Raw genomic sequence first — 13,437 nt, forward strand, 5'->3', positions numbered from 1 at the left:
GTGGCTTCCGCGGTGTTTTCGCCGACCGGGGTTCCGGACCGGCGGCTATTTTCCGATCCGAATCAGGTGGTCCTTGCCCCGAATGAAAATGGCGCCGGGTTGAAAGGCGGGACTGGTCACGCACTCCTCGCCTAGCGGGTTTTCGTGCTCGATCCGGAAACCCTCATCGGTCACGGTTCCCACGTAGCACTTGCCCTCATGGGCGAAGAGATAGATTTTGCCTCCGGCCAAGCCCGGCGAGGACGTAAACGTATCCTCCGGAAACTCGTGTTCCCACAGTTTTTCGCCCGTCTCCCAATTGTAACAAGTCATGACGGCCGAAGCCGAAACCAGGATCAAACGGTTCTCGACGACCAAAGGACTGCACGTGTCGGGCAGGCCTTCCTCCAGTTCCCAAGCCAAATGCGTTTTGGTGACGTCCCCCTCGCCGTCGGCGCGGATGCCGTACATGTAATACGAATACTCGCCGCCGGCGGCGATCAATCCGCCGTGGAAGACGGGGGACGGACCGCAGTCACCGGTAGTCCCTTCGAATCGCCACCATTCCTTGCCGTCGGCGGGGTTGTAGGAAATCACGAATGGGTCGGCGACGGTAATCAACTGCTCGCGGGTGCCGTCGTGGAAGATGATGGGAGTGGTCCAGGAATTGGCGGTTTCCCTGGACACCTCCCAAACCGCTTCGCCGGTCTTGCCGTCGAAGGCGTACAACCGCGAGAGGTTGTCGTCCGGCGATCCCTGGTCGAATTGCACGATGACTCGGTCGCGGTAGGTGCAGAGCGAGGCCGCGTGGCCGTAGATATTCTCGGGAATGCCCAGACTCTTGCGCCAAACGAGCTTGCCTGCGAAATCGACGGCCCCTATGTCGCCGTTGGCGAAGACGGCGTACACGCGCCGCCCGTCCGTGGCGACGGTGGGAGCGGCCAAACCGGTGTCGGCCAAGACCTTGGGCGGCTTGGCGGTGCTCTCCGGCGTGCCGGGAATTTCGCACTCCCACAGTTTCTCGCCGGTAGCGGCTTGGAAACAATAGACCGCGCGGCGATCGTTGTCCGCTCCCGTCACGAAGACCTTGTCCTCCCAAACCACGGGCGAATTGTTTCCCGGCAGGGGGACGGGGGATTTCCAGGCGATGTTGTCGCCCGTCTCACCGTTCCACTCCGTCGGCACGTCGTCGTAGGCCGAGATGCCGGAACCCTCCGGTCCGCGAAACCTCGACCAAAAACGGGCATAGTCCTCGGGCGAGGCGCAGTCCTCCGCGCCAGCGGGGCTTGGCGCGACGCCCGGCGATGCGGTGCCGGGGCCTTGCGGCGTCGTCGTGCCGCGGGCAGGCATTCCCCCCGTTTCGACAGGTGCGGAGGTTCGGACGCCCTCCGCGGCGGCGACTTGCGTCCCCTGGTCGTTGATGCGGGCCGCGCCCTCCGCCAATCGCCTTTCGACGCCGCGACCAAACCACCACAGGACAAGCCCCGAGACCAGGAGCAGCGCGGCCAGGCCGCCCACCGCGCAACGGGCGCGGGCCGCGTTTTGCTCGTGCCGTTCGTCGAGCAGGTCGGAACCGGCAGGGTGCGGCAACGGTCGCCGCAGGGAGGACGCGATTTTGGCAGCCACCACAAACGTCAATCCGCCGCCGATCAAGAGCCAGGCGCCCCACTCCCGAAACCGCCGATCCCAAAAGTAGGCCTGCCGCAGTTGGAGATCCAGTTCCCGCACCCGCTGCTTGAGGGCTTCATTACGCGGTTCGGCAGCGGCTTGCTTTTGCAGGGCCGCGAACTCGGGATGATCCAAGGGGTCCACATTGCGGCGAACGGCGTAGTGAAGCAAGAGCACGGTCGCCGCCACGGCGCAGAAGGCGCCCGAGACGACTGCCGTGCGATACGCGGCGAGGAATCCCTCCCGCGGCGCGCCATCACCGGGCGGGAGATCAACCGTGGCGGCGTCTCCGATCCGTTCTTCCCTGCTTCCCTTTTCGGACGTCATATTGCTGCTCTCATCGAATTTCGCAACCAAGCGCGCGACCCGTGCGACGCTGCTCTCGCCGAAACGTAGCGGTCGTCGGCGATCGACCGGCGGTCGGTCTCGCAAACCGGCACTCCGCCTACCGCCGGGAATCCGTCCCGCCCGGTTCTCGCGGGATAACCGCATCCAGAGCGACCGGCGTCCCCTGGGGCATCACCGCGTCCACGCTCTGAATCCAACCGCGTCGGACTTGTTCCTCCGGGCAGTACCAAAAACACCTTCCGCAGGCCACGCACCGGCGGGGATCGGGGTGGTAATCGTCGCGGTGCGTCCGCGTGCAAAGCTGCGTCAACTTCAGTCCCACGACCAGGCCGATCCATGCTCCCAGCAGCGTGCCGCCCGTGCGGAAGGCATCCAATCGCGCGGCCGCCGCCGAGAAGACCTCGCCCGGGCTTTGTCCCGTGTTACGGAAGGCCTTCACCGCATCCAGGGCGAATTTGTTGTTGGGGTCGATGTCCTGTTCCGCGACGAGCCATCCCGCCAGACGCACCTGGTAATCCATGCGGGCCAAGGTTGCGTGGCTCATTCGACCGACCACCGCTCCCAATGCGATCCACAGGGGGACGGCGGCCAGGAATAGAGCCAGCCTCCGCCGAGCCTTGCGCCGTTCGCTAGGGGAAAGCGGCGACGGCGGCGACACGATGGCCCCGTAGGGACAGGCGTCCTCGCACAGTCGGCAGCGAATGCATTGGGTGGGCGGGATCCGCACGTGCCACCGCGCCAGCTTGGACGCCAGGCCCAAGATCACGCCGTAAGGGCAAAGAAAGCGGCAATACGGTCGGCCGATGAACATGCCGATGACGAGCACGCAAGCGCCGAAGATCAACATGGGCGCCGCTCCCGACCGCCGGAAAAAGGCCACGAACGGATCGTACTCGCAGATCACGTAAGCGGTTCCCGTCGCCGCATAGAGGACGGCCAATCCCAGATAGACCCAAGGAACGATTCCCAGGGTATGTTCCAGCCAAAGGGGAATTCGTTGCGGGCGGATGGCGGCCAACTCTTGAATCGCGCCCAACGGGCACACCGCCGCGCAAAACGCCCGCCCGAAAAATAATGCGAACACGATCGGCAGCGTAAAGAAAATGATGACGGTCACGGGGACCGCACGATGGACGTTGAATGCGGCCTCGGCGACGTCCTGGATCGCCCCGATGGAGCACACGCAACCCTCGCGCCGAAAGCCGAACCAAAGCAAACTGACCGCCGCCAGGATCAGCAGGCCGTTGCGCGAGCGGCGGCCCAGCGCCAAATAGGCCGCCGCGATCAATGCCGCGAACAGCGCCGCCGCGTCGGCGTACTCCCAAAGCGGCGAGTCGGGGGCCGGGACGGGCGTCTCGGGCATTTGGTGGTAGGTGAAATCGGGCGGCGGAAATCGCTCCTCAGCAGAACTGAGGCCGACCGGCAACAGGACTGCTGCGACGATCGCCGCGACGATCCCGGCCCACAACCGAAATGAGAACCGCCGAAACGCGGCGCCGTTGGGCACGCCGGCGTCCTTGCCGCGACACGGTTTCCCCGACCCGCAACGCGGCACGGGGCGGTCTGTGCCGATCGCCGCTTCATTCCCACACGATTCGCGGAAATCTGAAAGCTGCATAAGTTCCCCGAAATCTCTCTCCCCGCTGCATCATTTCGCTTTGCTTGCCGCCGAGGCGGGACGCCCGCGGTACCGTCTTTGCCGCAGGCCGTCCTGCAAGCTATGCCGGTCGGATGCGATGTTTCAACAAATAGGGCTGGGAGGCGGGCACGCGGACGAACGCCTGGGACGGGCAGGCAATCGCGATGGAGCACTCGTGGCAGCGGACGCAACGATCGTGCCGTACCTGAAGGTACAGCGAGGCGTTGCCGAACGCGGCACAACCAACCACGCATTTGCCGCACGCGATACACAAATCTTCGTCGATGGTGTACTCGTAATACGGTTCCTCCACGGCGCGGCGGATGATGGCCCCCGTCGGGCAAAGCTGGTTTTCGGCCGCGGTGTTCAGGGCGGTCGGTTCCGGCGGGAAGTAGCCCGTACACAGGTCGCAATAGCCGCACATGGGAAAGCTGTTGACGCACTTGACGGCCGAGTCCTGGAGCACGCAGTGCGTAGCGCAGTTTCCGCAGGCGATGCACTTGTAGGGATCGATCTGCCACAGCAAATCGTCGCGCCGCCCGTTGTTGCCTAGGATGTAGCCGCCCAGGCCGCCCGTGCCCAACAAGGCCGCCATTTGCAAGCCGTCGCGCAAGATCTCCCGCCGCGATACGCCTTTACCGGGACTTGCCATGTTTCACCTCGCAAGACTTTCGCCCTCGCCCACCCATCGACCGGCCGCGCCGAATTCCGCGCGCGATCAAGTCGTCTTGAACGGGGTCGCCTTTTCCGTCGCGGCATTCCGCTGCTCGGACCGTGCCGCTTCCTCACGATAGTTGCGGGCCGCCGGGAGCCGACACGAAGCGCGTACGCCGCATCGGGCACATGCCGGGCGAGGGCAGGCCGTCGTCTCGCCTCGGCGTCCCAGGCTCAGCATCGCCGCACCGCCCACCGCCAGTGCCGCCGCCGTCCATCGCGCCGCGCCGACCAGCCATGCACGCCGGACGGTCAAGCCGCCGAGTTCGTCGTGATCGATCTCTGATCGTCTCATCGCTCTTTCCTCTGTCTACTTACGACTCGGCCCGACTTCTTTTCCCCGGTTATGAATCGACTCCGCCGGGCGCCGCTTCGGCAGCCTCCTGCGACGTTGCGCCCTCTTTCGATTGCGACGAATTCTCGGCGGTCTTCGGTTCGAACACGAAAACCTTGCTCCGGGCGGAATCCAACACGAGGATTCTGCCGCGGGAATCGGTCGCCAGGTCGGGCACGGGGGTCCGCTCGTCGTCCCGTGTCTCCGTGGTCATGGATTCGGCGTCGCCGAAGAAGTCGGGGCCGGCCACCCAGCAGCGAAACTCTCCCTGTGGAGAGAAGACCTTGACCCTCAGCAGGCCTTTTTCCAGCGTTACCGTCGAACCGTCGGGCAAAAGGGCGATATGGGCGGGGTTGCAACAACCGCAAAAACCGTCTTTCCCCAAGCCCGCTTTACCCCAGAAAAACTCCAGGTCGCCCGAAGGTCGGTAGTATTCCACGCGGTGCGCACCGGGATTGACCACGCGGAGCAAACCGTCGTTTGCCCAGGCGACGTCGAGGTAGGGGCTGGGAACCACCAAACCGACGATGCCGCGCTCGCGGTCCCGCTGTGCCAATTGCCCGATGAATTCGCCCTGGAAATCCACGTAGTGAATCACGCGGTTGCCTGCGTCGGCGATAAAAACACCGTCCTTGGCAACGGCCAGGGATGTGATGATCGCCTTTTCGCCGAAGGAGTTCCATCGGCCGAGCGGCTTTCCCGCCTCGTCCCAAAGCGTGACTTCGCCGCCGGAACCGCAAAGGATGGTCCGCCGCGTTTCTCCGCCTGTCCCGGGAAGATCGAGCACAGTCAGGCACCGGATCGGTCCCGCCGCGGGGACGCTTCCCATGCGTTGTCCGTCGGCCGAGTACCGCTCGATTCCGCTTGCACCGGCGACCCAAACGGCGTCCTCCGCGTCCACGAACAGGGCGCTCGGTTCCGCCGTCGTGACACCCCACGCAGCGGTCACGCGGTACGCCAATTCGTCCTCGGGAACGCGGCGATAGGTGTCCAACGAGTACTCGAAGCTTTGCGGGAAGGCGTCTTCTCGGGGATTGCGCAACCGATTGCGATAGGCCGCCATGGTGAGAATGCCGATGACCAAGGCCGCCGCGACCACTGCCGCGATCCACCAGGGCCACGCGCGGCCCGAACGATCGCCCCCGCCGCCGGCGGCGTGGCGATCCAGGGGCGGATGGGAATGCCGTTGCGACCGCATCGAAAAGCCTCGCGTTCGGGTGTTTCGTTTTCGTCCCATGCCGGGCGGCAATGCTTCCCGGCGGATACGCGCTCACTCAGTCGCGGGAGGCAATGCCAGGCACGCCATCTCCGTCATGCTTCGTACCAGAAAGTAACCCGGCACGAAGGCGGGAGGACCCCAGCAATCGTGTCCTTCCAGCACTTGGGACTGCGCAATCAAGCGGAAACCGTTCGGATCGGCGGCGATGGCCGACAGCAAACCGTCGTCATCCAGGGCCAGCAAGACGCCGTTAATGATCATGTACGGCCCCAGACCGAAACGATATTGCGACCCGCTGCTCCAGCGCTCCTTGCCGTCCAAATCCAGGCAGACCATCTGCTTGTCCTTCTCTCGCACGCCGTAGATGAAACCCTGATAGAAGATCGGGGTTTGCTGCGTGGAGCCGAATTGGGCGGGCGACAGGCGAAAGAGCGTTTGCGGCACGGGCTTGCCGTCCTCGCTTTTCATTTGCATCATCAGCGCCCCCGAGTCGTAACCGCCGCAGAAGAAGATGCGTCCCTCGGGGAGCGGCAGCGGCGACGGGACGGTCGCCAGACTGATCTTCCATTCGGCGGTATCCCAAACGATGCTGCCGTCTCGCGCATCCGCCGCGACCACGCCGCCCGACGCGCAATAGAGGTAAAGCCGCCTGCCCTCGAAATCGACGGGCACCACGGACGAGTGCGTCATCTTCCAGTCGCGGGGATTGGGGGTTTTCCACAAGACGGTCCCCTCGGCAAGGTCAAGCGCCGCCAATAGGGCATCGGGACCGCCCGGCGCCAGGATCAGGCGATCACCGTCCACCAAAGGGCATTGACCCGCGTACCAGGGCGGTACCGTGGTGCCGAATTCTTGGACCATGTCGATCAGCCACCGAGGCTCGCCGGTCAGACGATCCAAGCAAGCCACATGACATTTGGGGCCGATGGTCACCACGTACTTGCCGGTGACGGTGGGAATCGTCCGCGACATGCCGTGGTTGCGCTTGACCGCGTTCGGGTAGCGGAATTGCCAAATGTCCTTGCCGTCGGCCAGGGACAGGCAACGGACGACGTCCTCTTCTTTTTCGCGGTCGTAATCGATGATGTAGACTCGGCCGTCCTTGACGGCGGGGGCCGCGAAACCTTCACCGACCGGGATACTCCAACGTTTGACCGGTCCCGATCCGTTCCAAGGCGGATCGAGCGAGAAGTCGGCGGATTGGTAGATGGCGTCGCCGTGCGGGCCTCGAAAGCACGGCCACTCGCCGGGAATTTCGGCCGGCTTACCGTCGCCGGGCACCAGCGTGCCCTTGAGCGTCACGTTGGTCGTTGCCGCCGCGGTCGCCCCCAATGGCTTGTCCAGCCCCGGCACGCGGATGGGCAGTTGCGGTCGCGGCACGGCGGTCAACCACGCCGCCAAGGCAAGCGCGGCCGCCAAGGCGGTGAGACCCGGGGCGAGGATGGGCAAGAGACGTGGGGGCATACGCTAGCCGACGCCGTGGGGAACGACGGGAACGGTTCGGGCCGATCACGGGAAAGATATTTCCGCAGGACGCGCGCTCAGCGACAATGCTGCGGCGTGCGACCGAGGATCGGCACCCAAAAAGCCAGTATAGCAGAAGGTTGCCGAAGCGGCGACAAAGCAAACGCGGTGTCACGCACGAGCCGCGAATCGTCGAGGTTTAACGCAATTCTCGAATCCGAATATTGCGAAACTCGACTTGCATGGGCGGGCCTTGGTGAAGCTGGAGCGCGATGATCCCTTCCTTGGCCCCGACCGGATCTTTTTCCTCGTAATCCACGGTCGTGAAACCGTTGATTTCCAGTCGAATCCGCGGACCTTGGCAGGTGATGGTGTACTCGTTCCATTCGCCCGCTTTGACGTGTTTGGCTACTTCTTCGGGCTTGACGTCCGCCAAAATGCCTCGGCCGCGCTCCTCGTACAGAATTCCCATGTAGCGCTGCTCGGCCATGTCGGCTTGATAACCCTTGACGATGAAATCATCCAGTCGTTCACTGCGAATCTGCACGCCGGAGTTGTGATTTCTCAGTTTGAATTCCAGCTTGAGGACGAAATCGGCGTACTTTTTGGTCGTGCACAAAAAGGTGTTGTGCTCGGCCTTCACTTGATCGGTGCTGCCTACGATGACGCCGTCTCGGACCGACCAAAAGCGGGCGTCGCCTTCCCAACCGTTCAGGGTCTTGCCGTCGAACAGCGAAACGAAACCCTCTTCAGCGGGTTTTTCCGCGCGGGCGGAGGAATGGCCCGTCGTCAGCCATGCCGCTGCGGCGGCAACAAGCAAGACCGGCAACATACGAGGCTTGAACATGGTGCGAGCTCTCCTTGAAGGTGGGTAAAAAGCAGGCGATAACGCCGGGCCGACCGTCGGCGGGGCGAAGTCGTCGTGCGGGGAAATCCGCCGTCCCTAGCTGAAATGCAGCATACTTCGCCCGGTCGTCTTTCTCAACATGCCGGGACGGACGCGATTCCCGCACGCCACAAGGATCATGCGGCGGGCCGCATGCGCCGGCGCGTGGATCGAAGCATGGAAGCGACGGACGAACGGTCGCCTCTACCGCCGTGATCGCTTGAATTAAGGGGCCAACGTCAGGCACACGTAGCGAATGACCGTCGGTTCATCGTCGCACAGGCCCAACAGGTCTAATGTCCACGAAGGCGGTGAACCTGCACGCGGCGTGGCGGTGTAGAAGTTCGTCAGCGGCTTGCGAAGCGGAACGGTCGTCGCCGCTCCCGGCACTCCGCCCGGCAGGATTTCGAAGACCCGGTTCTCGCCCGGCGAGGCGCCGCCCGGGCCGACGTCTCGCACGTGGCAAACCACGAAGAGGCGATCGGCGGGTGTGATCCAAAACCGCGCGAACGTGCACAGCACGCCGGGTTGCCCTTCCGCCGCCTCCAACAGCGTCTTGCGGAGGACGACCTCGCCCTCATGCAGAATCGCGTAATTCAGTGCTTCAGACTGTTTTTCATCAGGAAAGAACTTTTCGCGAAGCCGAGTGTCGATCGCGCGCTCCGTCCAGAGGATGTGGACATCGCCTTGCGGATCGAGCCACAGGTCCAAGGGCGTAATCCAACCCGCCGTGCGCTCGCGAGATGCAATCTCCACCCAGGGTTCGAACTTGCCCGTGGTGATGTCGCGCGAGCGGACGTAGAAGAGTCGGCGAAAGTCGTAATCCCAGTCGCGACCGGTCAACTGCTTCTTATAGGCCCGCCAGGCCGAGTTCGGCTCCACGATGTCGCTGACCCCGCAGAAATGGACCTGCCGATCCTTCAGCGCCGCCACGGGATAGCAGACTCGGATGGGCTGAGGTTTTTCGTAATCGGCCCCGAACGGCCAGACCAGCTTACCCTGCGCAGACCAATTGCCCTGGGCATCGAGGAAACTCCATTCGGCGTGGGTGTAGCCGACGTTTTGAAAGAGAATCAACTCGCGGCGAGGACCGTCTGCAACAAACGTGCGATACGAATGCTCGGTGAACGCCGGTTCGCCGTCCCACTGGGGCAGGATGGTGCGGAACGGGTCGCGCGGCCGATCGGGATCGAATTGCAGGATCTCGGGTCGGGCGGGGCCTGCCACTGCCTTGGGATCGGTCGCCAGCGTAGGGTTGACCGAAAGAAAGAGTGGGCCGCCGGGAAACACCGCCAAAGGGCACGGTTCCCGAGTCCGCCCGACGGGATCGGCCTGCACCTGCCGCCAACCGGCGGCATCCCGTACGAAAAGCAGCCAGCGGCAATTATTCAGGGGATTCACACCCGGCAGCGTCTCCAGACCGCTTGCGAACACGCGATCCCCCATCCGTACCAGGCACGTCGAGCCTCGCGACCACATCGGACCGGCGCCGTTGTCGGCGGGTTGATATCGATAAACGGTCTCTTCCGCCTCCACCGTTATTTGGGGTGCGACGCCGGGCCCTGCGATCGGCGACTCCGTGCCCGACAAACCGTTCACTAATGCCAGCAGAACGACGACGTGCGATACCATGCGAAATCACTCCCAAAACTTTGGAAGGCGCACGCCGGGCAATTCATCGGCGGCGTGATCGGGGAATGCAGCGACGCCGCGCGACCAGGTCGACACGAATCTATTTGCCCTTGCCTTGCTCGACAAGCGGGGCGAGCTCCTCCACGGTCGCCCGAGCCTCTTGAAGGCGGCGTTCCAAGTCCGCCCGCTTCAAGACCTCGCGGAGGCGATTGCCGATGTAGCGCCGGGCGGCGTCTTCCGACATTCCCTCGGGAACGGGGATTTTTTCGGGCGTCTCTTCCAGAATCCAGTCATCGCTGCGCTGCGTCGCCAAGGGAACTCCGCGAGGATTCACGATGTTCCCCATCGGGTTGCGCGCCCAAGCGTAACGGTAGTGCACCGGATTCGCGACGAACGGACTGCTCAAGACGAGCACGTTGCGTCGATACCGCGGATTGTTCGTGCGGTCGCCGGCATCCTCCGTAGCATAACGAATCTCGGCGGGATAAAACCTCCGATCTTCCCCGGCGATTGCGAAGCCGAGCATCTTGCCGTCGGCGTCGTCCTTGGTGCGGACCTCGGTGCTGAAGGTCAGCCGAAGCGTGCCGTCCGCGGCCTCCATTTGCCGGATGACGGGCGGCAGCCAATACTGCTCCGCGTCGCGTCCGAAGAGGATTTCGTATTGCGTGACCAAGGCCCATTTCGCGGCCCTTTCCCCGGCCGGAATCTTGATCTGCGGGTGATAAAAGCTCTTGCGAAGGTCGTAGGAACTGACGAAACCGATCGCGGCGTCGCCGGCGTCATAGAAATCGCGGAACGTTCGATACTGCGCTTCGCGGATGTAGGGACCGACGTCGTACATCGACTGGAGGAAATTCTCGGCGGTCTGCGGGTCGCCCGCCGTGCACAGCGAGATGATGCAGAACGGCAATTGCGGGTCGCGGAAGGCCGTCCGCCAGGCCGTGATCATCTTGCCGAAGACCTGGTAGTACATCCGCGCGCCGGCGGAACCGCTGAAGCAGTTATTGAACCCCTGATGAAATACCGCCCCTTTGACGGCGAACCCTTCCAGCGGGCGGATGACGCTTGCGTAACAATAGCCCGGTCGATTCCGGTCGGCGACCGGTCCGGGACGCAGGTCGGTCGGCGGAGCACTATCGGGAGGGATCGGTTCGCCGCGTTCCCGTAGCGCCTTGATCCGGGCTTCGTAGGCGGCGACGCGGGCCTGAAGATCCGCCTGCGGATCGTATTCCGCGATTCGCTTGGCCCAGTCGTCCAACAGCGCACGCGTTTCCCGCCCTTGAATCTGCTGCAAAACCTCCAGCGGCGTCCACGTCTCGACGGTCGTCCCGCCGATCGAGGCGTCGATCAATCCGATGGGCACGCCCGAGGCCATGTGCAGGCGACGCCCGAACACATACCCGATCGCCGAGAACTCCGCCACCGTCTCCGGCGAGCATACCTCCCAATCCCCCTTGCGAAAGTGACGATTCGACCAGGAACTCCACTCGTACAACCGTTCGAAACTGCGAACCGAGTCGAAGCCCTTTCCTTGCGGCATGGTGAGCAGGCGAATGCCCGGAAAATTGGCCGACGCGACTTCCAACTCGCCGTCATCCACCTGTCGGATCGGAAATTCCATGTTGCTTTGACCGCCCAAGATCCACACGTCTCCCACCAGGATGTTTTCCAGCGCGATGGCGCTGCGAGCACCGCGGATGGTCATGGTTTGCGGTTCGGTACGGGCGGGCACCGGTTCGAGCGCGACCTCCCAAGAACGATCCGCCTGCGTCTCAGCGGCGACCGCTTGTCCGGCGAAGGAGACCGTCACGTTCTCGCCCGGTTCCGCCCAGCCCCAAACACGGATCGGCTTGTCGCGCTGGAGCACCATGTTGGTCTGAAACAGATTGCTGACGCACAAACCCTCGCCGACTGCGGGGACGTCCACGACGTCTTCGCGCGGCATCGGCCGAGGCGGTTCCTGCCCGACGATCCCCGTTGGAAGCAAAAGCCCCAACAACATACCCACAGCGATGCCGAGCCGACTCATGTTCCAATCCTCGAGTTTGTGAAAGTTGGCGGGAGTGCGGGTCCGCTCGTCCTCCGCGGCGTCCGCGGGCGAGGGAATCTCGCGGGAGCGCGATCGGTATAAAATCGGGGCGGTCACGGTTTCGGCGAGGGTGTTTCTCGGAGCAACCGCACCATGGCGCGGCCCATTGCCTCACCCACGTCCATGTACGTTTCGGCATGGCCGCCGTAATGACTGTTTGAAGCCCCGCCGTGACACAACGGGTGACCGTACACCGTCGCCACGTTGCCGCGAAACCGGGTGTACTTGCCGGACTCGCCGTCCACGGCAAGCTGGGCATCCAGGATCAAGCCGTCGTTCCCGCCGGACCCTTTCTCCGTCTGTCCCAGCGTGGCGCAGACGAATTTGGCGTCCGGCGCGTTGAAGTCGGTACGCAGGCGATCGATGAGTCGGACGAGGTTCTGCTCGTAACGGGCGGCGTGCACCGGATCGTAACGGTCCTTGTCTCCCTGCCACCAGAAAAAGCCCGCGATCTCGTAACCGGTCGCTCCCGGGTAATACTTGTCCAACTCCGCCAAGACCGCCTTCGCGTTGGCCGTGTCACCGTCGTACTGCATGCCCGCGTACCATGCAATCGGTTCCGGCGTGGTGCCTTTTTCCCACCTGGCGGGCGAGTCCTTGTAGCCTGCGTAAACCCACGTCTTGACCTCGCCGGTCTTGGGATCCTTCAGTTCCACCTCGCATCGCTCGCTTCCGGGAGGCAGCAGGTCCCATCCCAAGCTACGGTTGCCGATGCAGCTTTTCAGGATCAGGACCGGTTCATCCAGGGCGTCTCCGAGCGCGTGTCCGATTCCCAATTCAGGCCCGATCTTGCCGCCGCCGACGGTCAGCCATTCATTGTTGAACAGTCGCATCGGTCCGGTGCCGCTGCCCATCACACGGACGTAACGCACGTCGCGCCGTACCGCCCAGTTGCCTTGCTCGTCGAGCAGATAGGGGTATTTGCCCTTGTCACGCACGGCATAAGTCAGCGAGCCTTCGCCTTCGCCGGTCACCTTGCCCGCCCCCACCATGTTGGATTGGCCCAGCAGGATGAAGACCTTGACCGGCTTGGTCATGTCCGCGGTGGGTGCGTCGGCGGGCGCGGAATCGGTCTCCGCTCGCACGGCACCCGCCCACGCGATGCCGCACAGGGCCAGAAACGATACGACTGAGCAGGAAAAACGCATCATGATTGGAGACCTCGACTCTCTTGATTGTTTGCCCGAAAACCGGAGGCCGACCCCGATGGGCCGGCCGGCGCGAGCGGCGGTCCGTCCCATGCGCGGCCCAATCGGCGCGACTTCGCAGCGCAACATGGCGACCGCAAAAGAGACGCTCCGTATTGGCAACACGGGACTCGCAGGCGTATCCGCGTCCCGGCAACATGCCGTCAGTATACTTCCGTCTGGAACGCGGGCAAAAGGATGAAAGGCATCGCCGCCGGTCAATTTGGAACTTTCCCGGCCTGCGCAAAACCGACACAATAGGGCGAGGAACTTCGCAC

At 63.6% G+C, this 13,437-nt stretch carries 10 protein-coding genes; all 10 read right to left on the reverse strand.

Annotation, left to right across the window (positions count from 1 at the left end; all coding sequences use genetic code 11):
- Nucleotides 1-45: 45 nt before the first annotated feature.
- Nucleotides 46-1,974, reverse strand: coding sequence for an outer membrane protein assembly factor BamB family protein (locus ACYQ6J_RS13305; protein WP_460184670.1), 1,929 nt, complete (start codon nt 1,972-1,974; stop codon nt 46-48).
- 118 nt (nt 1,975-2,092) lie between these two features.
- Nucleotides 2,093-3,613 (reverse strand): 4Fe-4S binding protein, encoded by a 1,521-nt coding sequence (locus ACYQ6J_RS13310; RefSeq protein ID WP_460184671.1) that lies wholly within the window; start codon nt 3,611-3,613, stop codon nt 2,093-2,095.
- Between the two features lie 100 nt (nt 3,614-3,713).
- Complete coding sequence (locus ACYQ6J_RS13315) at nt 3,714-4,286, reverse strand: 4Fe-4S dicluster domain-containing protein (protein WP_460184672.1); 573 nt, start codon at nt 4,284-4,286, stop codon at nt 3,714-3,716.
- Nucleotides 4,287-4,352: 66 nt separating this feature from the next.
- Entirely contained in the window at nt 4,353-4,643 is a 291-nt protein-coding gene (locus ACYQ6J_RS13320; RefSeq protein WP_460184673.1) for a hypothetical protein, read from the reverse strand.
- A gap of 49 nt (nt 4,644-4,692) precedes the next feature.
- On the reverse strand, nt 4,693-5,880 hold the full coding sequence (locus tag ACYQ6J_RS13325) for an NHL repeat-containing protein (RefSeq protein ID WP_460184674.1): 1,188 nt from the start codon (nt 5,878-5,880) through the stop codon (nt 4,693-4,695).
- A 72-nt stretch (nt 5,881-5,952) separates the two neighbouring features.
- Complete coding sequence (locus ACYQ6J_RS13330; protein WP_460184675.1) at nt 5,953-7,365, reverse strand: outer membrane protein assembly factor BamB family protein; 1,413 nt, start codon at nt 7,363-7,365, stop codon at nt 5,953-5,955.
- A gap of 199 nt (nt 7,366-7,564) precedes the next feature.
- Nucleotides 7,565-8,212 carry a 3-keto-disaccharide hydrolase gene (locus ACYQ6J_RS13335; RefSeq protein ID WP_460184676.1) on the reverse strand — a complete coding sequence of 216 codons (648 nt, stop codon included), beginning with the start codon at nt 8,210-8,212 and terminating at the stop codon, nt 7,565-7,567.
- Nucleotides 8,213-8,476: 264 nt separating this feature from the next.
- On the reverse strand, nt 8,477-9,883 hold the full coding sequence (locus ACYQ6J_RS13340) for a hypothetical protein (protein WP_460184677.1): 1,407 nt from the start codon (nt 9,881-9,883) through the stop codon (nt 8,477-8,479).
- A gap of 100 nt (nt 9,884-9,983) precedes the next feature.
- Complete coding sequence (locus ACYQ6J_RS13345) at nt 9,984-11,912, reverse strand: hypothetical protein (RefSeq protein ID WP_460184678.1); 1,929 nt, start codon at nt 11,910-11,912, stop codon at nt 9,984-9,986.
- Nucleotides 11,913-12,025: 113 nt separating this feature from the next.
- A complete protein-coding gene (locus ACYQ6J_RS13350; RefSeq protein WP_460184679.1) occupies nt 12,026-13,123 on the reverse strand; it encodes a sialate O-acetylesterase in 1,098 nt (365 codons plus the stop codon).
- Nucleotides 13,124-13,437 lie beyond the last annotated feature (314 nt).

Source organism: Thermopirellula anaerolimosa (genome assembly GCF_054657335.1).